At 63.6% G+C, this 23,859-nt stretch carries 20 protein-coding genes; 4 read left to right on the top strand and 16 right to left on the bottom strand.

The genetic code is table 11. The annotated features are described in order from the left end of the window. Positions 1–75: 75 nt before the first annotated feature. The 9 genes from olsA to C8D77_RS18765 all read right to left on the bottom strand — a co-directional run bounded on the left by olsA (position 76) and on the right by C8D77_RS18765 (position 8,085). On the bottom strand, positions 76–876 hold the full coding sequence (gene olsA, locus C8D77_RS18805) for a lyso-ornithine lipid O-acyltransferase (protein ID WP_109666353.1): 801 nt from the start codon (positions 874–876) through the stop codon (positions 76–78). Between the two features lie 21 nt (positions 877–897). Beyond that, entirely contained in the window at positions 898–1,392 is a 495-nt protein-coding gene (rimI, locus tag C8D77_RS18800) for a ribosomal protein S18-alanine N-acetyltransferase (protein ID WP_109666350.1), read from the bottom strand. Further along, a complete protein-coding gene (gene tsaB, locus C8D77_RS18795; RefSeq protein ID WP_109666347.1) occupies positions 1,392–2,069 on the bottom strand; it encodes a tRNA (adenosine(37)-N6)-threonylcarbamoyltransferase complex dimerization subunit type 1 TsaB in 678 nt (225 codons plus the stop codon). Before tsaB ends, rimI begins: the two co-directional genes overlap by 1 nt. A gap of 104 nt (positions 2,070–2,173) precedes the next feature. Further along, complete coding sequence (locus tag C8D77_RS18790; RefSeq protein WP_109666771.1) at positions 2,174–3,277, bottom strand: DUF1513 domain-containing protein; 1,104 nt, start codon at positions 3,275–3,277, stop codon at positions 2,174–2,176. Between the two features lies 1 nt (position 3,278). Beyond that, the gene (locus tag C8D77_RS18785; RefSeq protein WP_109666344.1) at positions 3,279–4,358 is read right to left on the bottom strand and encodes an imelysin family protein; all 1,080 of its coding nucleotides are present in this window, start codon (positions 4,356–4,358) and stop codon (positions 3,279–3,281) included. Then, complete coding sequence (locus tag C8D77_RS18780) at positions 4,358–5,959, bottom strand: di-heme oxidoreductase family protein (protein WP_109666341.1); 1,602 nt, start codon at positions 5,957–5,959, stop codon at positions 4,358–4,360. The genes C8D77_RS18785 and C8D77_RS18780 overlap by 1 nt, the downstream gene beginning before the upstream one ends. 13 nt (positions 5,960–5,972) lie before the next feature. Beyond that, positions 5,973–6,458 (bottom strand): bacterioferritin, encoded by a 486-nt coding sequence (gene bfr / locus C8D77_RS18775; RefSeq protein WP_109666338.1) that lies wholly within the window; start codon positions 6,456–6,458, stop codon positions 5,973–5,975. Continuing rightward, the gene (locus C8D77_RS18770) at positions 6,424–6,735 is read right to left on the bottom strand and encodes a (2Fe-2S)-binding protein (protein WP_109666768.1); all 312 of its coding nucleotides are present in this window, start codon (positions 6,733–6,735) and stop codon (positions 6,424–6,426) included. The genes bfr and C8D77_RS18770 overlap by 35 nt, the downstream gene beginning before the upstream one ends. 60 nt (positions 6,736–6,795) lie before the next feature. Continuing rightward, positions 6,796–8,085, bottom strand: coding sequence for an imelysin family protein (locus tag C8D77_RS18765; RefSeq protein ID WP_109666335.1), 1,290 nt, complete (start codon positions 8,083–8,085; stop codon positions 6,796–6,798). 433 nt (positions 8,086–8,518) lie between these two features. Here C8D77_RS18765 and C8D77_RS18760 point away from each other — a divergent pair, with 433 nt between their 5' ends. Beyond that, positions 8,519–9,772: an NAD(P)/FAD-dependent oxidoreductase gene (locus C8D77_RS18760; RefSeq protein ID WP_109666333.1), complete on the top strand. Its 1,254-nt coding sequence runs from the start codon at positions 8,519–8,521 to the stop codon at positions 9,770–9,772. A 123-nt stretch (positions 9,773–9,895) separates the two neighbouring features. Here the strand turns inward: C8D77_RS18760 and C8D77_RS18755 are convergent, their stop codons facing one another. Beyond that, entirely contained in the window at positions 9,896–11,173 is a 1,278-nt protein-coding gene (locus C8D77_RS18755) for a 4-aminobutyrate--2-oxoglutarate transaminase (RefSeq protein WP_109666330.1), read from the bottom strand. A gap of 240 nt (positions 11,174–11,413) precedes the next feature. Between C8D77_RS18755 and C8D77_RS18750 the strand changes: the two genes are divergently transcribed. Genes C8D77_RS18750 through C8D77_RS18740 form a run of 3 tightly spaced genes read left to right on the top strand, consistent with a single transcriptional unit; the run spans position 11,414 to position 16,721 of the window. Further along, the gene (locus C8D77_RS18750) at positions 11,414–12,553 is read left to right on the top strand and encodes an efflux RND transporter periplasmic adaptor subunit (RefSeq protein ID WP_109666328.1); all 1,140 of its coding nucleotides are present in this window, start codon (positions 11,414–11,416) and stop codon (positions 12,551–12,553) included. Beyond that, positions 12,550–13,629 (top strand): efflux RND transporter periplasmic adaptor subunit, encoded by a 1,080-nt coding sequence (locus tag C8D77_RS18745; protein WP_109666325.1) that lies wholly within the window; start codon positions 12,550–12,552, stop codon positions 13,627–13,629. The genes C8D77_RS18750 and C8D77_RS18745 overlap by 4 nt, the downstream gene beginning before the upstream one ends. Further along, entirely contained in the window at positions 13,626–16,721 is a 3,096-nt protein-coding gene (locus C8D77_RS18740; protein WP_109666322.1) for an efflux RND transporter permease subunit, read from the top strand. Before C8D77_RS18745 ends, C8D77_RS18740 begins: the two co-directional genes overlap by 4 nt. Positions 16,722–17,116: 395 nt before the next feature. Here C8D77_RS18740 and C8D77_RS18735 read toward each other — a convergent pair whose 3' ends face one another. From C8D77_RS18735 to C8D77_RS18710, 6 genes are all read right to left on the bottom strand, one after another. After that, a complete protein-coding gene (locus C8D77_RS18735) occupies positions 17,117–17,866 on the bottom strand; it encodes an ABC transporter ATP-binding protein (protein WP_109666765.1) in 750 nt (249 codons plus the stop codon). Continuing rightward, entirely contained in the window at positions 17,863–18,708 is an 846-nt protein-coding gene (locus C8D77_RS18730) for an ABC transporter ATP-binding protein (RefSeq protein ID WP_109666319.1), read from the bottom strand. Before C8D77_RS18730 ends, C8D77_RS18735 begins: the two co-directional genes overlap by 4 nt. Continuing rightward, positions 18,705–19,625, bottom strand: a complete 921-nt coding sequence (gene nikC / locus C8D77_RS18725; RefSeq protein ID WP_109666316.1) for a nickel transporter permease — start codon at positions 19,623–19,625, stop codon at positions 18,705–18,707. Before nikC ends, C8D77_RS18730 begins: the two co-directional genes overlap by 4 nt. Beyond that, entirely contained in the window at positions 19,622–20,683 is a 1,062-nt protein-coding gene (locus tag C8D77_RS18720; RefSeq protein WP_109666313.1) for an ABC transporter permease, read from the bottom strand. The genes nikC and C8D77_RS18720 overlap by 4 nt, the downstream gene beginning before the upstream one ends. A gap of 18 nt (positions 20,684–20,701) precedes the next feature. Then, the gene (locus C8D77_RS18715) at positions 20,702–22,345 is read right to left on the bottom strand and encodes an ABC transporter substrate-binding protein (RefSeq protein ID WP_109666310.1); all 1,644 of its coding nucleotides are present in this window, start codon (positions 22,343–22,345) and stop codon (positions 20,702–20,704) included. Between the two features lie 261 nt (positions 22,346–22,606). Further along, on the bottom strand, positions 22,607–23,842 hold the full coding sequence (locus tag C8D77_RS18710) for a lytic murein transglycosylase (RefSeq protein ID WP_109666308.1): 1,236 nt from the start codon (positions 23,840–23,842) through the stop codon (positions 22,607–22,609). Positions 23,843–23,859: the final 17 nt, after the last annotated feature.

The following is a 23,859-nucleotide window of genomic DNA, read 5'->3' as shown; positions in this document are numbered from 1 at the left end:
TCCGGCGGCTTCTAACGCCTTTCCGTGACAAAAAACAGACGATTTTCAGCATGCGCCTGCAGGCACATGCCGGGGCTAGCGGCTCGGACGCGGATCGGCAAGCGCTGCCTGCATCATCCCGCGCACCTGACTTTCCATCAGTTTCGACGTTTCCTTGCGGTTCGAGCCCTTGGAAAAGGCGATCGGTTCGCCGAAATGCACCTCGACGTCGAGGGCGCCCTCCGCCAGCAGCACCCTGAGATGCGGCATCAAATCCTCATCGCCGATCCAGGCGGCAAGCGGGCGGTGCCGGCGGCCGAGCGGCACGCCGTGCAGGCGCGTGTAGGCAATCGCCACCGGTTGGATGAAGACCTGCTCGGCCGCGCCTTCCGAAATCGCCATCGAGGCGGCGCCAAACAGCGTGCTCTTGAACGGCAGGATCATGTTGCCGTCGCCGGTCGAGCCCTCGGCAAACAGCACCATGGCATCGCCCTTGGCCATGCGGCTGGCGATTTCACTCGCCTGGTCGCCCGACGAACGCTTGCGCTCGCGCTCGATGAACACGGTGCGCTGCAGCTTCGACAGCATCCCGATCAGCGGCCAGCCTTCCATATCGGCTCGAGCGATGAATTTCACGTCGGCAAAAGAGCCGAGCACCATGATGTCGGTCCAGGAGATATGATTGGACGCCACCAGCAAAGGACGCTTGGCCGATAGCGCTCCCTTGACATGGATGCGCATGCCGAGCGCCCTGATGATGAGCCTGTGCCAGATCTTGAGGATGATCGTTTCCGGCCACCAGCCGGTCTTCATCGACAGTATCTGCAATGGCACGAGGACCAATGAGCCGGCGACAACGAGGCCCAGCGCCAGGAAAATCCTGATTTTCTTGATCATCGCCCTACCCCGGCCGTCTCGCTAGCGAAGATCGCGGCGCATGACAAGCGCGCCGGTCGGCCCGTGCTCCGCCGACCTGTAGTAATTCGGCCGCTTGCCGACCTCGCGGAAGCCCAGTCGTCGATAGAGCGCAATCGCGGCAACATTGGTCTCGTCGACCTCGAGGAACAGCGCTTCGGCGCGCTGCGCGTGCAATTCGCGCAACACCGCGTCCATCAATTGCCAGCCCAATCCCTGCCGGCGATGCGATCGCGCCACCGCGACGGTCAGGATCTCACCCTCGCCGGCCGCGAGCCTCGCCAGCACAAAGCCGACGGGCGGCTTGGCGCCCTGTCCGGTTTCGCGCGCCGCATAGCCGAAGACGGTGTCCTGTTCGAGCAAGGCGGCGAATTCGCCATCGGTCCACGGGCGGACAAAGTCCTCGCGATGCAGCAGCGAGACCGCGCGGCTGTCGGCGATCCTCAGCGGCTCGAGCGCATAGTCCCGGCGGCGTGGTTGGAGAAAAGGTATGCGCATTATCTTGCTTGCCTTGATAGAATGAAGCCAGCCTGCGGCTTGGCGTCCGCGCCGCGCAGATAAAGGGGTTTCGGCCTTTCGCTCTCGCCCTTGGCGGCCGCCAGACGGGCGTAGGTGACAATGTCGGCAGTTGCCGTCTGAGGCCCGATATCGAAGGGGCGCCCGGCCGATGCGGTAATTAGCGCTGCTGCGGTACCGGCAAGCACCGAAGAACCCTCCGTCGCCATCGCCACGGCTTCTGCCAGCGTGGCCACCGCCGGACCGTAAGTCAAAGCTGACATTTCATCGTAAAGGGCGGCATGGATTTCCTCCCTCCCGGCATCGAGTGCTGCCAGAACGGCGCGACCGGGGAATGCCGCTGCTGCTTCAGCGGCCAGCGCCTCGAGCGTCGTCACTCCGATCCCCGGAACCTTCAGCGCCAGCGCCAGGCCACGCGCGGTCGAGACGCCGACGCGCAGACCGGTGAAGGAACCGGGGCCGACAGAGACAGCAATCGCGCCAAGCCCTGCATAGTCGGTTGCACTTGCCTTCAGCGCTTCGGCGATGACCGTCATCAGCTGCTCGGCATGGCCCTTGCCGAGATCGAGCACCGAACGGCCAAGCTCCCGCTTCGCCACGACGTCATAGACGCAGGCGGCGCAGAGGTTGGCGGCACAGTCGATGGCAAGCAATTTCATGAAGCGACCGGTTCGAGAAACAATCCCCTGTGCCCGCCACGGCCCGCCACCGCAAGGGGATAGTGCATAATTTGTTAAGCGGCTTCGCTTCGGCCGGAGAGCTATCAGACCAGCTCGATGCGCAGCATGTGGTTGTCCCAGACATAGTCCGGTTCGGAGCGTGTCGCACCGCTGCCCTCGACGATTTCGCCGGCGCCGGTGGTGGCCATGAAGCCGGTTCCGTCGGGCGCCACCCCGCAGACCTCGACCAGCGCGCTGTTCGCGACGACCCGGCCACTGGCCGAATCGATCACGACAAGCGAATTGCCTTCCGGCGAGGAGACGGCGACGGTGCCGGCAGCCGGATTGGCGGCGACCGAGCCGATATAGTTGCGGAAGCCGGACAAAACGTCCTGGGGCATGTCGAGCAGTTGCAGTTCCTTGCCGCGCGCCGCGCGGCCGACCAGCAACGGACGATCGGTGCGCGGCCCCCTGTACTGGCAGCCGAACCAGACCGTGCCGGACGGATCGGTGTCCATGTGGCGGATCGAAAGCTGATGCAGCACGGCCGGCAATTCGTGTTTCTCGATGAGGTCGCCGGTAACGCGGTCGATCAACACGTAGGACGGCTTCATGGTGGCGATGTTGAGCTCGGCGCGGCCGTAATCCGGATGGGTCTCGATACCGCCATTGGCAACAGCGATCGTCCTGCCGTCGCCCAGGAGCAGAAGCTCGTGCGGACCCATGCCATAGGTCGGGAACTCGCCGACACGGCTGAATTTCGCCCGCGCATCGTAGACGCCGACGACGCCAGCGGCGTTGTCGAAGTCGTTTTCGGTGGCATAGAGCAGCGCACCATCGACTGAGAACACGCCATGGCCGAAGAAATGCCGGCCGGCGATGCTGGCGATGGTCAGCGGCGCGTCACGGCCCGAGTGGTCGAAAACCACGGCGAAGGTGCCGGGCTGGCGAGCGAACACCACCGAGCGCTTCGACACCGGATCGAAGGTGACATCATGGCCGCGATCGGGCAGGTCGATCGCATGCAGCACCTTGCCAGCCTCGGACAGGACGGCGGCGCCAAAGCTGCCGTCGCGCTTGACGAAGGCGGTGGCGAAGACGGCGTCGGCCGCAAGCGTCGTTGCCCAGGCCGACGGCGCCATCGCGGCCATGAAGCCAACGCCAGCAGCTCTCAGGAAATCGCGACGATCTATCAGAGGGGTTTTCAATTCAGTCCCCATCCAGCGAGGAGAAGCCGGCGGTCAGGCCGAATTCGGCGGTCAACCTGGTGCCGATCAGGGTCGACAGGCTGGAGGTGATCAGCGCGAAATGGTCGAGTTTGTCACGCAGCGCCGGATCGGCAAGCGCCTTGTCGATTGGACCGCTGACCGTCTTGGCGGTGGCGACCCCGTTGACCAGCTGGATGTGGATCGATTCGGCCATCCAGCGCGCATCGGCCGGCAGGGCATCGCCCAGCTTCGAGGCCTGGAACAGCGTATCGATGCCGGAGAGATTTCCAGCCAGTGACGCGGTGGTGTTTTGCGAGCGCCAGTAGATTGCCTGTTTCGGCTTGTCCGCGTCCGGCTTGCCGCCGAAAAACCCTTTCAGGCGCACGTCGCGGACCATTTCCAGCTCATTGATGAAGACGCCGACCAGTTCCGTCACCGCTTCGTTGCCGTCGCGGTAAAGCGGATTCTGCGCGCCTGGATTGGCCCAAAGTTCTGCAAAGCCGTCCGGCTTGTTCCAGGCGGAGCTGACCTCACCGGCCATGGTTTCGATGTTGCCGGCAACCGCGGCGCCATACGCGCAGCGATAGGGATCATCCTTGCCGGCAAGTGCATCGGCGCCGTCGCCGTAAAGCACGAACTCAAGCGCGCCCAGCCCCTGCATGGCGACACTCTTGCCGGCCAGCTGTGCCGGATCGGTTGCGGTCGGATCCTTGGCCGACAGCGCCGCCTGCACCTGCTTCAGGCCGATGCTCTTGCGATCCGGCCAGAACAGCATGCGTTCCAGCCGGTTGTTCTCCTTGATCGGTCCGAAGCCGATGATTTCGGCCGACGACCAGGCATAGACGGTAGCGGAAAATTCGGCGCGTGCGGCATCGAGTTCCCCTTGCGAGGGCGCGACGCAGAGCTTGCGCATGGATCCGGTCAAGGTTTCAGCATGCTCGTGCAGGCTGGCATAGGCCGGGCGGACAAAGCCATCGATCGCCCGCTGGATGATGTCGGAGGCTTTGACCGCCGCCGACGCCGGGACACCGCCCAGCAAAGCCAGCGGAACAACGAGAAACAATGCAGAGCGCTTGAACATCACAGTGACTCCAGGAATTTGAGCAGCGCATAACGGTCGGCCGCGCTGGCCACGGCAAAGCGGTCGCGCGCTTTCTGCGCTTCGCCGCCATGCCACAGGATGGCCTCGGTCAGGCTGCGCGCGCGCCCGTCATGCAGGAAGAAAGAATTGCCGTTGACCGTCTCGGTCAGGCCGATGCCCCACAGCGGTGGCGTGCGCCATTCATTGCCCGTCGCATCGCCCACCGCCTGGCCATCAGCCAGATCAGGCCCCATGTCGTGCAGCAGGAAATCGGAATAGGGCCAGATCAACTGGAAGGCCTGCGCCTTGTTGGGCGTGCCGCGACGGGTGACGAATTTCGGTGTGTGGCAGGCAATGCAGCCGATCTCATAAAAGACCTTCTTGCCCGTAAGCACCGGCGGCGCGTCGAGGTCGCGGCGCGCCGGTACGGCCAGGTTCTGCGAATAGAAGGTGACGAGATCCATCACCGGCGGCGGCGCCTCGACCGGGCCGAGACGCAGCTGCACGCCGTTCGGCATGGCGAGGCATTTGGCTTGCGCCGCGGTGCAGTCGCCCCAGTGTTTCGGCTCTTCCGGCGTCGAGATGCCGATGTCGCCGGCAAAGGCGTCCGCCGCCTGCTGGCGGGTCGACGCGGTTTGCGCCTTCCAGCCGAAACGACCAAGCGTCAGTTCGCCGCTTGGGCCGTCGCGCACGATGTTCGGCCTGCCGGAAATGCCGTCACTGTTGCGGTCGTCCGGGTCGGCGCGAGCAAGAATGTCCGCCGGTGCGATCTGTTCGATCAGGCCAAGGCCGACCATCGGCGGCGTCAGGCGCGGCGACAGCGTGGTGCGCGGATCGAGCGGTCCATAGGCAGGATCGACGACCGAATAGCTTGGTTTGCGCAAGGAAATAGCGGTGCCGTCCGCCAGCATCACCTGCCGTTCCTGATAGTCGACATGCATCCGGCCTTCGCCGCGCAGGCCGGGGACGGCCAGTTCCTGCAATTGCGTGCCGTAGACCGGGTCGCGGAAATTGAGCACCTTATGGTCGGCAAGCTCGGCTTTCTCCTCCTCGCTGCTTGCCTCGCGGGCCAGCCGCAGGAACATCGACGTCGTGCCGGTGTCGCCTTGCGGCGGACGGCCGCGGCCATCCTTCAGATGACAGTTCTGGCAGGCGCGTTCGTTGAACAGCGGGCCGAGCCCATCCGACGCCTGCGTCGAGGATGGCGACGACACCCAGTTCTTGCGGAAAAGCGCATTGCCGAGCTTGAAGTCGCCCTCTTCCTCGAAGGTGATGTTGGCCGAGGGTTGCGAGAAGGAATCGCGGTTGACGTCTTTTCTGGACGTGCCGGCGCCGCCTTGCATCAGTTCGAATTGCTCGGGTTTGGAAAAATCAGTGGTCGGCCTGGTGATGGCGGTGACGCGCGCCTGATCCTTGGGATTGAGGTCGGTGCGCGTGGTGGCGAGGCCGGCAGGCTGAAGGTCACCGGCCATCGCGGAAGAGGTGAGCGCCACCACGAGGATGACACAGCGCCGACGCGCCAATCTGGCCGGCGTCTTCTCGAGGTGCGGCGAGCCATCGGCCCGCCGCGAGCGGCGCACGAACTCTAGCAGGCGCCGCATTCCCGCATGCCCTTTACTCCGCCTCGTCCGCCGATGCGGCGTTGAGCTGGCCGTATTTTTCCTCGCCGATCGAGGCGAGCAGGTCGAGCTGCGTCTCGAGGAAATCGATATGACCTTCCTCGTCAGTCAGCAATTCCTCGAACAATTTCATGGTCACGTAGTCACCCGCTTCCTCGCAGATCTCGCGCGAACGCTTGTATGCGGTGCGCGCGTCATACTCGCCAGCGAGATCGGATTCGAGCACTTCCTTGACGTTCTGCCCGATGCGCAGCGGCGCCAGCGACTGCAGGTTCGGATGGCCTTCAAGGAAGATGATCCGGGCCACGAGCTTGTCGGCATGGTGCATCTCCTCGATCGATTCCGCCCGCTCCTTCTTGGCCAGCCTGGCGTATCCCCAGTCCTCCAGCAGACGAAAATGCACCCAGTACTGATTGACGGCGCCGAGTTCCAGAAAAAGGGCCTCGTTAAGCCGCTCGATGACCTGCGGATCGCCTTTCATGATTTCTGCTCCCGTATTGGACGCGCAGGCCTCTGACGCGATCCAGATGTGAAACGATATCCACGTCGCTCGCCTCCGAGCGGGCGTGGTAATTTTCGGTGACCCGAATGATCGTTTCGACCACATTTGGGAAGCAGCCGCAACAGCGACCGCGCTTTTGCATGGCGTGATAGATCTTCGCCGGCACGATCAGCTGCCAGGGATCCTGGTCCAGCAGCCCGATGATCGTCTGCTCGATCTCCTTCTCCGTGATGATGTTGCAATGGCAGATCAGCATTAGTTTGCTCTGGCTGACGGCGCCTCCCGCGCCGTGTGGCTGCATTTACCCTGACGGCGCTTACTTGAACACCTTGTCGGGTGCGTCGAGGCTGTCGGAGCCCTCGAAGGCGATGGCGTTAAGCTTGAGAGTGCCAACGGCGCGTTCGATCGACTTGGTCTGGTCGATCAGTGCGTCGATCGCTGCCTGTACGGTGGCATTGCCTTGCGTGTTGCCCTCGGCGATCTGCTGGTCATAAGCCTCGCCCGCCAGTGCGCGCGCCTTGATCGCCTCCATCTTGGCGGCGGTGACATCGAGCTTGTCCGACAGTTCCTTGTCGATCGCCGGATCGGCTGCCTTCACCATATCGGCCACCGAGGGACCCGCAACGACGGTGCCGTCGAGCCTGGTATAGCTCGCATGATAGGCGGCGCGAATGCCGATGGCGTCGTAGAGATGCGAGTTGTAGGTGTTGTCGGAGAAGCAGTCCTGCTCCTCTTCCGGGTCATGCAGCAGCAGGCCGAGCTTCATGCGCTCGCCGGCCAGTTCGCCATAGGACAGCGAGCCCATGCCGGTGAAGATGATCGAGATGGCGGTGTTCGGCTCGCCATCGACGAGGTTTTTGCGTGCGGCGCCGTCCTCCTTCCAGTCATTGACCATCCTCTGCAAGTCGGAGACCAGAAGGTCAGTCGCCGATTTCAGATACTGGGCGCGGCGGTCGCAATTGCCGCCGGTGCAGTTCTTGAGATCATAGTCCGTGTAGGGCCGCTCGCCGGCGCCCGGGCCGGTGCCATGCAGATCCTGGCCCCAGAGCAGGAATTCGATGGCGTGATAGCCGGTGGCGACGTTGGCTTCGATGCCGCCGGCTTGCTGCAGCGTGCCGGACAGGAATTCCGGCGAAAGCTTCGAGGCATCGACCTTCTTGCCGTTGATCTCGATCTCCTTGTTGGCGATCACATTGGCCGTATAGAGCGAATTCGCGTCCGATTCGGTGCCGTAGCTCTTGGCGACGTAGTCGATCAGGCCTTCGTCCAGCGGCCAGGAATTCACCTCGCCTTCCCAGTCATCGACGATCTTGTTGCCGAAACGATAGACCTCGGTCTGCTGGTAAGGCACACGCGATGCCTTCCATGCCTCTCGGGCAGCGTTGAGGGTTTCCACCGATGGCGTGGCGAGCAGCGCGTCGACCGCCTTGTCGAGTGCCTGCGCGGTGGTCAGCGAATCCTCGTACTTGGCCAGCGCGATGTCGGAATAGGTCTTGATGACCGCCTTCACGTCGGCTTCCGCCTTTGCCGGCAACACGAAAACCGCCGCCGTCAGCAGGGCCGTGGCGCCGATCGCGGCAAGCCTGCCGCCATATCGTGCTGTCATAATCGCTCTCCAGTTTCTCGGAATTTCTGTAAACGGCGCGCGCGGCAACGGGCGCCACGCCATAGGCATGCCATTGGGCGCAAGAGATGCCACGCCATCGCGCGGTTCGCGGAAGAAAGACACCAAAATGCCTCCAATCGAAAGGGTTCAAGGCCCAGACATTAAAGGGATGCGCTGACGCGCGAGCTTCCATAAAGCTGCGACATCGTCGGATGTCAATGACAATCCGCAAGAAAAGTCAATTGAAACAACAGTTTAGAATTATTCTAAACTACAACTGTCAACTTTACGCCTCTTCCTGCACCGGTCTTGCAACTGAACTGTACGATTGACAGCCGCCATTCCGGGTGCGACCCGCAAAAGCTCTCTTGCGGCGGCGCCAGACAATTGCCACTTGGCGAGACATCCTAGGATAGAAGCGGATTGGAATGCGATGAAGAACGGTGTGGTCATTGTCGGCGCGGGTCATGCGGGCGTGCAAGCGGCCGCCAGTCTGCGCGAGGACGGCTATGACGGTCCGGTGATCCTCGTCGGTGACGAGAACGAGCTGCCATACCACAAGCCGCCGCTGTCGAAGACCTTCATCAAGGATGCCGAGGCCAAACCTCAACCCCTGCGTGGCGAGGCCTTCTACACCGGCAGTGCCATCGACTACCGGCCGGGCGTCAGGATCGATCGCATCGATGCCGGACGCCGCAGCCTGGAGATATCAGGCGGTGGCGCGCTTGCCTTCGACCACCTGATCCTGGCGACCGGCTCGCGCCCGCGCACCCTGCCGTTGCCCGGCTCGGACCTGTCCGGCGTGCTGTCGCTGCGCTCGCTGGCCGATGCGCGGCTGATCCGCGAGCTCAGCGCACAGAGCGACGAGGTCGTCATCCTCGGCGGCGGTTTTATCGGGCTGGAGATCGCCGCGACGCTGAGGGCCGCCGGCCGCACGGTGACAGTTGTGGAAGCGGTCGACCGGCTGCTCGGCCGCGCCGTTGCGCCGGTCGTGGCGAGCCATGTCCGGCAACGGCTGGAAGCGACAGGCGTGCGCATCCTCACCGGCACCTCGATCGCCAGGCTCGAAGGCGAAAACGGCCATGTGGTGGCTGCGATCACCTCGTCAGGCGAAAGGCTGCCGGCGCGTATGGTCATTGTCGGCATCGGCGCCGTGCCGAATGTCGAACTGGCGCAGGCCGCAGGCCTCAGCATCGCCAACGGCATCCGCGTCGATCACCAAATGCGCACTTCGGTGCCGGAGATTCTCGCCATTGGCGACGCCGCCTCTTACCGACACTGGTTCACCGGCGGCGACGTGCGGCTGGAATCGGTGCAGAACGCCACCGACCAGGCGCGGCTTGCCGCGCGCACGATATCAGGCCATGCCGACGCCTATTCGGCGGTGCCGTGGTTCTGGTCCGATATCGGCGACATGAAGCTGCAGATGGTCGGCCTGACCGCCGGCGGCGACAGCCATGTCGTGCTGGGTGACCTGCCCGACAACAAGTTCTCGATCTACCACTATGCCGGCGACCGGCTGCTCGGCATAGAATCCGTCAATCGTCCCGGCGACCACATGCTTGGCCGCAAAATGCTCGGCGCCGGCTTCTCGCCGACGCCGGAAACGGTGGCCATGGGTCCCGAAGGGCTAAAGGCGGCACTGGCCGCGTTTCAGCAGAATGAACCGACGAGAGCTGCGGGTTAGCAGGATACCTACCCTCCCCCTCGTGGGGAGGGTCGATGCGAAGCATCGGGGTGGGGTCTGCGCGAGGCCCCCCACCCGGACCTCCGGTCCGACCTCCCCACAGGTGGGAGGTAGGGGTTTGCGCTACGCGGCGCAGACTTCGCGGATCGAGCTTTCCAGGATGTCGAGCGCCTCGTTCATGACGCTGTCCTGGATGGTGATCGGCGCGAGGAAGCGGATGACGTTGCCGTAGACGCCGCAGGTCAAGAGGATCAGGCCCTTGTCGAGTGCCTTCAGCCGGATCGCGTTGGCGATCTCGGCCGATGGCAGGCCCTTCTTGACGTCGTTGAACTCGACGGCGTTCATGAAGCCGAGCCCCCTGATGTCGACGATCTCGGGCACGTCGTCGCGGATCGACTGCAGCCGCTGCTTCAGCCTCGCACCCAGCGTGTTGGCGCGGTCGCACAGCTTTTCCTCGTCGATCACGTCGAGCACGGCGTGTGCCGCGGCGACACCGATCGGGCTACCGCCATAAGTGCCGCCGAGCCCACCGGGGCCAGGCGCATCCATGATTTCGGCGCGGCCGGTGACCGCGGCCAGCGGGAAACCGCCGGCCAGGCTCTTGGCCATGGTGGTGATGTCGGCGGCCACCTCATGGTGATCCATCGCGAACATCTTGCCGGTGCGGGCAAAGCCGGTCTGCACTTCATCGGCGATCAGCAGCATGCCGTGCTGGTCGCAAAGCTTGCGCAGCGCAACCAGGAAGTCACGCGGCGCCTCGTAGAAGCCGCCCTCGCCCTGAACCGGCTCGATGATGATGGCGGCGACGCGGGCCGGGTCGACATCGGCCTTGAACAGCCGGTCGAGTGCGGCCAGCGAATCGGCGACCGAAACGCCGTGCAGCGGCACCGGGAACGGAGCGTGGTAGACGTCGCCCGGCATGGCGCCGAAGCCGACCTTGTAGGGCACGACCTTGCCGGTCAGCGCCATGCCCATGAAGGTGCGGCCATGGAAGCCGCCGGCGAAGGCGATGACCGCCGGGCGGCCGGTGGCGTTGCGGGCGATCTTGATGGCGTTCTCGACCGCCTCGGCGCCGGTGGTGACGAAGATCGTCTTCTTCTCGAACTTGCCGGGCAACATGCCGTTCAGCCGTTCGGCCAGCCGCACATAGCTCTCATAGGGCACCACCTGGTGGCAGGTGTGGGTGAAGCGGTCGAGCTGCGCCTTGACCGCCTCGATCACCTTGGGGTGGCGATGACCGGTGTTGACGACGGCGATACCCGACGAGAAATCGATGTAGCGGCGGCCTTCGACATCCCAGATCTCCGAATTCTCAGCCCTGTCGGCATAGATCTGCGTGGTCATGCCGACGCCGCGCGAGATCGACTGGTTCTTGCGTTCGGAAATGGCTGAATTCTTCATGATATCCTCATCGGGCCGGCGCCCGTTCTTGTTTGATGCCGCTGACACGTCTTCTGACCTTATTTCACGTTTTCCTCAAGTCGGCACCACCGGTAGGCGATTGGGCCTGCGATCCCGGCGCCACCTTAACCAGTCGCCCGATACGCGTATGAGAGAGGTTTTCTTTTTCAAGGGATCGACTATCTTTCAGACGTCCGCGAGGCATCGCGATCAGCGAGCGGCCTACGGCTGGGGGAGCCCATGAGCAGGAACGCGACATCGTCCGTCTCGCCGCCATCGGTCAAAACCTCCAGCCTTTTGTCTTTTCCAACCGCCCCGGCGCTTTTCGCCTGCACGGTTGCCCTTCTGCTGACCGGCTGCCAGAAGCAGGAAGCGGCAGCAAAGAAACTGCCCATCATGGTGCGCACCGAAACCGTGGCGATGGCCGACTATGCGCCAAGAACCTCGCTGACAGGGGTGATCGCTGCCCGCACGCTGAACAATCTGTCGTTCCGGGTCGGTGGCCGCGTCGCGGAGCGGCTCGTCGATGTCGGCCAGCATGTCGACCCAGGTGCGGTGCTAGCCCGCATCGACCCGCAGGAGCAGGAATCCGATCTGCGCTCCGCACAGGCCGATCTCGACGCGGCACAAGCGCAACTGACCCAGTCCGCCGCTGCCTTCGAGCGGCAGAAGACACTGCTTGCCCAAGGCTTCACCACCCGGCGCGACTATGACGCTGCCGATCAGGCGCTGAAGGTGGCGCAAGGCAGTGTCGACGCCACGCAGAGTGCGTTGACCAATGCTCAGCAAAACCTCTCCTTCACCGAACTCAAGGCGGGGGCCGCGGGCGTGATCACGGCCCGCCAGGTCGAAGCCGGCCAGGTGGTGCAGGCGGCGCAAACCGTCTTCACCGTTGCCGAGGACGGTGATCGCGACGCGGTGTTCAACGTGCAGGAGACGCTGGTTGCCAAGGCGCCGGCATCTCCTGCGGTAACGATCACGCTGTTGTCCGATCCGCAAATCAGGGCGACGGGTCAGGTGCGCGAAATCTCACCGGCGGTCGATCCGGCTTCGGGCTCGGTCCGGGTCAAGGTCGCCATTCCCGATACGCCCACCGGCATGCCGCTGGGAGCAGCCGTCATCGGCTCGGTCAGCGCCAGGTCGGCGAAGGCGATCCTGCTGCCCTGGCAGGCGCTGACGTCCAGCGCCGGCAAGCCGGCGGTCTGGATCGTCGACCCATCGACCAAGGCAGTGACGGTGATGCCGGTCGAGGTGCTGGCGTTCGACTCGGGCACGGTCGTGATCGCCAGCGGGCTGAACGAAGGCCAAAGCGTCGTCACCGCAGGCGGACAATTGCTCAGCTCCGGACAAACGATCGAAATATCGGGAGCGAGCCAATGAGCCGGCTGCCACGCATCCTGCTCGGCGTGCTTATGCTCGGCACGCTCGCGTCCTGCTCGAAGTCCGATGAAAAGCCGCCCGAGATCATCCGGCCGGTGCTGTCGATGGTGATCGAGCCACTCACCACCCAGGTCTTCGGCTTCGCCGGTTCAGTCGAACCGCAGGTCAGCGCCGACCTTGCCTTCCGCCTGCTTGGTCGGGTCGTCTCGCGCGACGTCAATGTCGGCGACATCGTAAGCAAGGGCACGACCATCGCCGCGCTTGATCCGACCGCGCTGGAGCTGGCCGTCCAAGCGGCCAAGGCCGAGCTCTCCAATGCCGAGGCGCAGTTCGCCAACGCCGCCGCCAGCGAGGAGCGCCAGCGCCAGCTGCTAGCCTCCGCCAACACATCGCAGGCCGTCTTCGATGCCGCGCAGCAGGCAAGGAAAGCGGCGGAAGCCAGTGTCGAACGGGCCAAGGCTTCGCTGGCCAAGTCGCAGGAACAGCTGGGTTACGCTCGCCTGTTTTCGGATTTCGACGGCGTTGTCACCGCCGTCGGTGCCGAAGTTGGCCAGACGGTTTCGCCCGGCCAGACGGTCGTCACCGTGGCGCGCTCGGACCTGCGCGAGGCGGTGGTCGACATTCCCGACCAATTGACCGGCGACCTCGCGACCGGCACGCCGTTCCAGGTCATCCTGCAATCGCTACCGACAATCCAGACAGAGGCGAAGCTGCGCGAGATCGCGCCGCAATCCGAGGGTTCGACCCGCACGCGGCGCGTCAAGCTGACGTTGACCGATCCGCCGCAGGCCTTCAGGCTCGGCTCGACGGTGACGGCGACCCGCATGACCAAGGTTGTGCCGAAGATAGAGCTGCCCATGTCGGCGCTGCTCGAAAAGGATGGTGCCGAAAAAGTATGGATCGTCGACCCGCAGACATCGAGTGTGAGCGCGCGCGACATCAAGGTCGCGTCGAAGAATGGCGGCACGTTCACGGTGGCCGGAGGGCTTGAAGCCGGCATGCGCGTGGTCACGGCGGGCGTCCACAGCCTGAGCGAAGGTCAAAAGGTGAAAGTGTCCGAGGGAGGGGCCTCATGAAGGGCTTCAATCTCTCCGACTGGGCACTCAACCACCGCTCCCTGGTCTGGTACTTCATGCTGGTCTTCGTCGTGGCCGGCGTGTTCTCCTATCTCAACCTCGGCCGCGAGGAAGATCCGGCCTTCACCATCAAGACAATGATCATCCAGGCCAACTGGCCTGGAGCCTCGGTCAACGAGACGCTGCGTCAGGTGACCGACCGCATCGAGAAGAAGCTCGAGGAGCTCGACAGCCTCGATTACACCAAATCGGTCACCACCGCCGGCCAGACCGTCATCTTCATCAACCTGAAGGATACCACCAAGGCGCGCGATGTCGTGCCGAACTGGATTCAGGTGCGCAACATGGTCAACGATATCAAGGCGCAGTTCCCGCAAGGCGTGCAGGGACCGTTCTTCAACGACCGCTTCGGCGACGTCTACGGCAACATCTATGCCTTCACGTCGGACGGGCTGACGCCGCGCCAGCTGCGCGACTATGTCGAGGATGTCCGCACAAAGATCCTGACCGTACCGAATGCCGGCAAGGTGGATCTGGTCGGCGCCCAGGACGAGGCGATCTATCTCGAATTCTCGACCCGCCAGATCGCGGCCCTTGGCCTCAACCAGCAAGCGATTGTCGCCAGCCTGCAAGCGCAGAACGCGATCACGCCGTCCGGCGTCATCCAGTCCGGCCCGGAGCGCATCAGCGTGCGCGTCGGCGGCCAGTTCACCTCCGAGGACAGCCTTCGCGCCATCAATCTGCGCGTCAATGACCGCTTCTTCCGGCTGAGCGATGTCGCCACCATCACCCGCGGCTATGTCGATCCGCCGGCGGCGCTGTTCCGCTTCAACGGCCAGGATGCGATCGGACTCGCCATCGGCATGAAACCCAACGCCAATCTGCTCAAATTCGGCGAGGCGCTGCACCAGGAGATGAACAAGGTGCTGGCCGACCTGCCGGTCGGCGTCGGTGTGCATCTGGTCGCAGACCAGCCGGTCATCGTCGAGGAGGCAGTCTCGGGCTTTACGCGCGCGCTGTTCGAGGCGGTGGCGATCGTGCTCGCGGTGTCCTTCATCAGCCTCGGCATGCGCGCCGGCTTCGTCGTGGCGCTGTCGATCCCGCTGGTGCTGGCCATCACCTTCACCGTCATGGAATATCTCGGGATATCGTTGCAGCGCATTTCGCTCGGCGCGCTGATCATCGCGCTCGGCCTCCTGGTCGACGACGCCATGATCGCGGTCGAGATGATGGTGGCGCGGCTGGAGGTCGGCGACAATCTGCGCAAAGCGGCGACCTATGTTTACACCTCGACCGCCTTCCCGATGCTGACCGGTACGCTGGTGACGGTCGCCGGCTTCATCCCGATCGGCCTCAACAACAGTGCGGCCGGTGAATACACCTTCACCCTGTTCGTCGTCATCGCCGTGTCGCTGCTGGTGTCATGGATCGTGGCGGTGCTGTTCGCGCCGCTGCTAGGCGTCACCATCTTGCCGGCAACGATGAAGACGAAGCATCACGACCAGCCCGGCCGCCTCACCTCGCTGTTCAGGCGCGTGCTTGTCGGCTCGGTGCGCCATCACTGGCTGACCATCATCGCCACGGTGCTGTTGTTTGCCGGCTCGATCGCCGGCTTCGGCCTGGTACAGCAGCAGTTCTTTCCACCATCGGACCGGCCGGAGCTGATCGTCGACTGGAACCTGCCGCAGAACTCATCGATCGCCGAGACGCGCGACCAGATGGAGCGGTTCGAGCAGCGGGCGCTGGTCGGCAATCCCGACATCGACCATTTCTCGTCCTATATCGGCCAGGGCGCGGTGCGCTTCGTGCTGGCCTATGACGTGCAGCCGGCCAACCCCTATTTCGGCCAGACCGTTATCGTCACCAAGAGCATCGAAGCTCGCAACCGGGTGAAGCCGGCTCTGGAGAAGCTGCTGCGCGAGGAATTCGTCGGCACCGACGCCTTCGTCAAGCCGCTAGAGCTCGGACCGCCGGTCGGCCGGCCGGTGCAATATCGTGTCGGCGGTCCCGACATCCAGACGGTGCGCGGGCTGGCGCAGCAATTCGCCGGTATCATTTCCGCCAACCCCAAGCTTGCCGCGCCGACCTTCGACTGGAACGAGCCGCAACGCGTGCTGAGGGTCGACGTGCTGCAGGACAAGGCACGCCAGCTTGGCATCACCTCTTCCGACATCGCCAGCGCGCTCAACAGCACCGTCGGCGGCGCTACCATCACGCAAGTGCGTGACGCCACCTATTTGATCAATGTCGTGGCGCGCTCACGTGGGTCCGAACGCGGCTCGATCGAAACGTTGCAGAACATGCAACTGCCGACCAGCACCGGCGAGGCCATTCCGCTCGCGGCCGTCGCCAACTTCCGCTACGATCTGGAGCAACCGACAGTGTGGCGGCGCGACCGTATTCCGACGATCACCGTGCGGGCCGGCCTGGTCGGTGACGTGCTGCCGGCCACGGTCGTCAACGAACTGAAACCATCGGTCGATGCCTTCATCGCCAAGCTGCCGCCGGGCTATTCCATCGAGACCGCCGGCTCGGTCGAGGAAAGCGGTAAAAGTCAGGGACCGATCGCCGCCGTGGTGCCGTTGATGCTGTTCGTCATGGCAACGATCCTGATGGTGCAGTTGCAAAGCTTCCAGCGCCTGTTCCTGGTCGTCGCCGTGGCGCCGCTCGGCCTGATCGGTGTGGTGGCCGCGCTGGTGCCGAGCGGGGCGCCGCTTGGGTTCGTCGCCATTCTCGGCGTGCTGGCGCTGATCGGCATCCTGATCCGCAACTCGGTCATCCTGATCGTGCAGATCGAGGATCTTGTCCGGGAGGGCAAGGATCGCTGGGCTGCCGTCATCGAGGCCACCGAACACCGCATGCGGCCGATCGCCCTGACGGCGGCGGCCGCCAGCCTGGCGTTGATCCCGATCGCGCGCGAAGTGTTCTGGGGGCCGATGGCCTATGCCATGATGGGTGGCATCATCGCCGGCACGGCGATCACGCTGCTGTTCCTGCCGGCGCTTTATGTGACGTGGTTCAGGATCAAGGAGCCGAAAGCCCAGGAAGAGCCACCCGTGGAGAGCGGCGAACCGGTGCAAGCTCAGACTTAAGGCTTTGCCGGGTCATTCGTTGTCGTTGGAGGGTACGGGGCGTGACTTGGCGCGTTGCCACGGTGACGATTTGGAACTACGCCGAGCACGCCAACCTTTCGGCAAATCGGCCAACTCCAGGATGGTTTCATCCAGTTGAACCACCTCTTGCAGGCCTACGAGCATTATCTCGCGTTCATCCCAATCTCGAGTATCGCTGCTGTAGAATTGCTAACTGCCACCTTCGTCGTTGTAGCTGTCGTCGTCATCATCTTCATGCACAACGTATGCGATCCAGTCGCCACGTCTAAATAGGCTCTTGTCCGATAATACCGCGAGGTTGGGCGGATCCGCAAACTTCCATTCCTCCATCGGAATCCCTGAAAACGGTTGGTTCTGCACACAGGACGACGAATTCAGGCGGTTCTCACAAACCCGTCGCTCGCTCTCAGCAGGTTGCGCGTATAGTCCTTGGTCACGCGACGCTCGACAAGGTCGGCCGCCGCCAGATTCTCCACCGCCTCGCCGCTTTGCATCACCATCAGCCGTTCGCACATATGGGTGATGATGGCGAGGTCGTGGCTGACCATGAGGAAGGTCAGTTTGCGCCGCCGGCGGATCTCTTCCAGCAGATTGAGCACCTCCGCCTGCACCGAGGCGTCGAGCGCCGAGGTCGGCTCGTCGAGCAGCAGGATCGACGGTTCGAGGATCAAGGCGCGCGCGATGGCCACGCGCTGGCGTTGGCCGCCCGACAATTGGTGCGAGTAGCGGAAGCGAAAACCGTTGCCGAGGCCGACCTCGTCGAGCGCCCGCTGGATGCGCTTTTCGCCATCGGCAAAGCCATGGATCGCAAGCGGCTCCTGCAGCAGGCGGTCGACGGTCTGGCGTGGGTGCAGCGAACCGTACGGATCCTGGAAGACCATCTGCACTTCGCGGTAGAAAGCCTTGTCGCGGCGGGTGCCGAGCGTCTTGCCATTGACGGTGATGCTGCCCGATGCGACCGGCGCGAGGCCGGCGATGGCCCTGAGCAGCGTCGATTTGCCGGAGCCGGATTCGCCGACCAGGCCGAAAGATTCGCCCGGCTGCACGTCGAGGCTGACGCCCTTCAGCGCGCGAAAACGGTCGAAGATCACTTCCAGCCTGTCGACGGCAATCGCAGAAGTCATGCCGCCCACTCCGGCTTGCGATCGAGCACCGGCAGCGGGTGACGGTCGGCGCCGATCTTGGGCATGCAGTTGAGCAGGCCGCGCGTGTAGGGATGCTGGGCGCGGCCGAGTTCGGAGGCCTTGAGCTGCTCGACCACCTTGCCGGCATACATGACGATGACGCGGTCGCAGAAGGACGAGACCAGGCGCAGATCGTGCGAGATGAAGATCAGCCCCATGCCGCGCTCGCTGACCAGCCGGTCGAGGATGCCGAGCACGTCGAGCTGCACGGTGACATCGAGCGCCGAGGTCGGCTCGTCGGCAATCATCATTTCCGGTCCTGCGATCAGCATCATGGCGATCATGGCGCGCTGGCCCATGCCGCCCGACACTTCATGGGGATGCAGGTCGAAGACGCGGGCCGGGTCACGGATCTGCACCGCCTCCAGCATTGCCAGCGCGCGGTCGCGCGCCTCGGCTTTGCCGACCATTTCATGGGTGCGCAGAGTCTCGACGATCTGGCGGCCGATGCTCATTACAGGGTCGAGCGAGTATTTCGGATCCTGCAGGATCATGGCGATGCGTTTGCCGCGCAGCTTCCGGCGTTCGCGTGGCGATGCGGCCAGCAGGTCGATGCCGTCGAAGGCGAGCTTGTTGGCCGATATCCGCGCCTGCGGCGGCGTCAGGCCCATGATGGCGCGGCCGGTCTGCGATTTGCCGGAGCCGGATTCGCCGACGATGCCGAGCCGTTCGCGGCCGAGCGAGAAGGAGACGCCGCGCACCGCCTCGATCAACCCGGTGCGGGTCGGGAAACTGACGCGCAGATCGTCGACGTCGAGAAGCGTCTTTGTCTCCCCGCTCATTGGTCGCCGCTCCGCGGATCGAGCGCGTCGCGCAGGCCATCGCCGAGCAGGTTGAAGCCGAGGCTGACGATCAGGATGGCGAAGCCCGGCGCACCGGCCACCCACCATTGGTCGAGCACGAAGCGACGCCCCGAAGCGATCATGGTGCCCCATTCCGGCAGCGGAGGCTGCGCGCCAAGACCGAGGAAACCGAGGCCCGCGGCGGTGAGGATGATGCCGGCCATGTCGAGCGTCACCCGGATGATCAGCGAGGAAATGCAGAGGGGCATGATGTGGCGCAATACGATGCGGAAGGGCGAGGCGCCCATCAATTGCACCGCCTTGATGTAGTCGGAATTGCGCACCGTCAGCGTCTCTGCTCGCGCGATGCGCGCGTAAGGCGGCCACGAGGTGATGGCGATGGCCAACACCGCATTCTCGATACCGGGTCCGAGTGCGGCGACGAAGGCGAGCGCCAGGATCAACTTGGGGAAGGCGAGGAAAATGTCCGTGATGCGCATCAGGACGGCGTCGGTCCAGCCGCCGGCATAGCCGGCAACGGTGCCGACCAGAAGGCCGATGGGTGCGGCGATGATGGCGACCAGGATGACCACATAAAGCGTCCAGCGCGAGCCGTAGAGAATGCGCGAAAGGATATCGCGGCCGAGATCGTCAGTGCCGAACCAATGCTCGGCGCTCGGCGCCAGCAGACGTGCGTTCTTCAGATCGCCGAATGTCGGCGAATAAGGTGCCAGCACGCCGGCAAGCGCGGCAACGACCAGCAGGGCAATGATGATGAGCAGGCCGAGAAACGCCAGCCGGTTGGCGGAAAAGCGCCGCCACGCCACATAGGCGCGGCCGAGCCTTGCCTGCATGCGCGAGGCCGGCCGCTCACTGAGCAGCCAATCGCGACGGCTCTGGATGGTCTCGACGCTCATGCGGACTTCGTCCTCGGATCGAGCACCCGGTAGAGCAGGTCGGAGAGAAGGTTGATGGCGATGAAGACCGAGCCGATGACGATGGTGCCGCCGAGCACGGCATTCATGTCGGCGTTCTGCAGCGAGTTGGTGATGTAGAGCCCGATGCCCGGCCACGAGAAGACGGTTTCCGTGAGCACCGAGCCTTCGAGCAGCCCGGCATAGGAGAGCGCGATCACCGTCACCATCGGCACCGCCGCGTTGCGCAAAGCGTGGCCCCAGATGATGCGGGTTTCCGACAGGCCCTTGGCGCGCGCCGCGACGATGTACTCCTGCGTCAACTCGTTGAGCATGAACGAGCGTGTCATGCGACTGATATAGGCAAGCGAGAAATAACCGAGCAGCGAGGCCGGCAGGATGATGTGGCGGAAGGCGTCGTAAAAGACGTCCCACTGCCCCTGCATCGCGGAGTCGAGAAGGTAGAAGCCGGTGATCGGCGTGAAGGTGTATTCGTAGACGACGTCGAGCCTCGCCGGGAAGGCGACCCATTGCAGCTTGGCGTAAAACAGGACCAGTGCCAGCAGCCCGAGCCAGAAGATCGGCACGGAATAGCCGATCAGGCCGATGACGCGCACTATCTGGTCGATGAGGCTGCCGCGCCTGACCGCGGCCAGCACGCCAAGCGGCACGCCGAACAGCGCACCGATCAGCGTCCCCAGCGTCGCCAGTTCCGTCGTTGCCGGCAACGCTCGGCGAATGTCGGTCATGACAGGATTGGTGGTCAGCACCGAAATGCCGAAATCACCGCTCAGCGCATTTTTGACATAGATATAGAACTGCTCGATCAGCGGCAGGTCGAGACCCATTTCGCGGCGCGTACGCTCGACGACATTGGCCGGCGCCCGGTCGCCGAGCACCGCCAGCACCGGGTCGATCGGGATGACACGGCCGATGAAGAAGGTCACCGCGAGAAGACCAAGATAGGTCGTTATCGCGATGACCAGGAAACGGCCGAGCGATGATGCAATGGCGACGGCGCGGGCGCTGCCGCGCCCCGCCTCGTTTTCAACCGCGCTCATGCGGCGCGTCCGCCGGCATCACTCCTTGGAGACCGGGCCGACGAAGTTGGTGTCGAAGCTCGGGCCAAGCGCGAAACCCTTGAGGTTCTTGCGCAGCCCAGCCACTTCCAATTGCTGATGGATGATGACGAAGGGGCTGGTGTCGAGGATTTTCTGCTGCAGATCCTTGTAAATGTCGGCGCGCTTGCCCGAATCCTTCTCCAGCAGGGCCGCTTCGGTTTCCTTGGTCAGATCCGGAATGTCCCAGGCATTGCGCCAGGCCAGTGTGTGGGACTTGCCGGCATCCGAATTGTCCGGATTCGAGGCAAAGGTCTGGGCGTTTGAGTTCGGATCGAAGTAATCCTGGCCCCACTGGCCGATATAGATGTCGTGGTTGCGGGCGCGGTACTTGGTCAGCGTCTGCTTGCCGTCGCCGGGAATGATCTCCAGCTTGATGCCCGCCTGTCCCAGTGTCTGCTGAATCGATTCCGCCATGCCGGTGGTCGGCTGGCCGGTGCGTACATCCATGGTTACGCTGAAGCCATCCGGCAAGCCGGCTTTAGCCAACAGTTCCTTGGCCTTGGCGACGTCGAGCTTGAAGGGATTACTGTCCATGGCGCCGAGAACGCCCTTGGACAGGAAAGTCTGGTGGATCTCGCCGATGCCCTTGAGGATGGTCGTGCTCAGCGCGTCATAGTCGACCAGATATTTGAACGCCTGGCGTACTTCGGGCTTGGCGAGGTTCGCGTTCTTTTGGTTGAGGCTGATGTAGTAGACCGTGCCCTTCGGCGCGCTGGTCGTGGTGAGGCCAGCGTTCTTGGCGATGGCGTCAAGGTCGTTCGGCTCGAGATTGCGGGCAACGTCGATATCGCCGGCTTCGAGCGCCAGGCGCTGGCCCGAGCTTTCCTTCATGTTGCGATAGATGACGCGGGCAAGCTTGGCCTTTTCGCCGTAGTAATTGTCGTTACGCTCGAGAACGACAGCCTCGTTGGCGCGCCATTCGCGCAGCTTGAAGACACCAGAGCCGGCATAGCCGGTCTTCAGCCAGGCATTGCCGAAGTCATTGTCCCACTTGTAGTCGGCGCTTGGCGTGACCGCAGCGATATGTTCCTTGACCACCTTGGCGTCGACCACCGAAGCGACCGTTGCCGACAGGCAGTTCAGAACGAAGCTCGGCGCATAGGCCTTGTCGACGGTGAACTGGAAGGTGCCGTCGTCGACCGCCTTGGCCTTTTCGGTGACGTTGTCGCCGCTGATGCCGAACTGGCCGATGATGAAGGCCGGGCTCTTGTCCAGCTTGATGACGCGCTCGAACGACCAGGCGACGTCGGCCGCGGTGATCGGATTGCCGGAAGCGAATTTGAGGCCGGGCTTGAGCTTGAAGGTGTAGGTCAGGCCGTCGTCGGAGACGGTCCAGCTTTCGGCGAGGTCGCCCTTGACCTTGGAAGTGTCGCTGAGGTCGAGACGGACCAGCAGATCATAGGTGTTGCCGGTGACCTCGGCGGTCGACAGCTCGAACGCCTCGCCCGGATCCATGGAGATGATGTCGTCGATCGCGAAACCTTCGACCAGCGTATCGGCGGGCGTGACCGCGCCAGCCGGCGCGCCGGCCAGAAGCAGCGCGGACATGGCTGCACCCGCGAGCAAGAAGCGGGAGCGTAGAGCAAACTTTTCCATCATCATGGTGATTGTTCCCTGTTTTGTTGTTTGTTGACCTGAGTTCCCGGCTCAGGGTTGTGGAATTTTTTCGGGGCCTGGAGACGGCCCCTCTGATCTCTTACCGTTGCGGTTTTTGTCCAGTTGGTCAACACCATATCCGGCGGCCCCGTGGCGGGCAACGAGCATTTATACGACGGCTCATTGGGCCAGAAAGGCCGGTGGGGTGTCGACGCATAGGCCAGCCAATCGAGGCTGCCGATCGAGAAAAATCTACTAATTCCGGAGCTATTTCAGCACTGCGACCAGGTCGGCGTCAGGGAAGCAGGTAGCGGCCCGGCCGTTCTTGGCTTGCCATGTGCCGATCGAACGGCGGGTCTTGAAGCCGGGCAGGCCATCGGCGCTGCCGACATCATAGCCCTTGGCTTCCAGCGCGCGTTGCAGGGCGGCGATGTCCGAGCGGTGCAGCCCACCGACCGCGCCCCAGCTGCCGGCAAAATTCTGATCGCCATGGGCGATACGATCGGCGCCATGGCCGATGAACAGCGCGTAGAGGTCGCTGGTGTTGTATTCCTTCAGCACATAGAAATTCGGTGTGGCGATAAAGGCCGGGCCGCTGCGCCCGGCCGGCATCAGCAAAAATCCTTCGGCCTTCAGCTCACTGGCCGGAAACGGTTTTCCGCCAATACGCTTGATGCCCATTGCCGCCCATTCGGAGATTTTCTTGCCCTGGTCCGGACCTTCCAGCGCGCAGGAAACCGTCTCCGGCACGGTCACCTCGAAACCCCAGCCGCGGCCCTTCACCCAGCCATAATGGACGAGATAGTTGGCGATCGAGGCCAGCACGTCCGGCGTCGAGTTCCAAATGTCGACGCGGCCATCGCCGTCGAAATCGACGGCATGTTTCAGGAACGATGTCGGCATGAATTGTGGCTGGCCGAGCGCACCGGCCCAGGACGATTTCATCGCGCCGACAGGGGCCAGCCCGCGCTCGACCAGCTCGAGTGCCGCAAGCAGTTCGGTGCGGAAGAAATCCTTCTTGGTCGACATGAACGCCTTGGTGCCCAACACCTCGAAAGCGTCGTAAGGCATCTTCGCCGCGCCGAAGCCGGTCTCGCGGCCCCAGATCGCCAGCAGCACTTCGCCCGGCACACCATAGCGCTTTTCGATGGCCGAAAGTGTCCTGGCATTGGTGACTTCACGCGCGCGTCCGCCTGCCGTTACCGCGCCAACCGTCTTGTCGGCGAAATAGGCGCCGGGCGAGCCGAATTCGGCCTGGTGCTGTTTCTGCGGCGTGGTCGCCTTCTCGCCCGGCTTGACCAGGTCGGGCAGCTTCAGATTGGGCTTGATGCCATCGAAGGCGGCATCGAAGGTTTTTTTGGAAATGCCTTTCGCCTTGGCTTGCGGCCAGAGGTCGTTTTGCAGCCAGGCGCGGAACTGATCGTCGATCATTGCAGCGGAGGCGGGAGCGGCCCAAACCATCGCCGCAAAGACGAGGCAGGCAAAGACGAGGGCGGATTTCATAAAAGCAGGAATCATTT

The organism is Mesorhizobium loti (genome assembly GCF_003148495.1).
Lineage (GTDB): Bacteria > Pseudomonadota > Alphaproteobacteria > Rhizobiales > Rhizobiaceae > Mesorhizobium > Mesorhizobium loti.
This window is presented reverse-complemented; position numbering and strand designations above follow the sequence as displayed.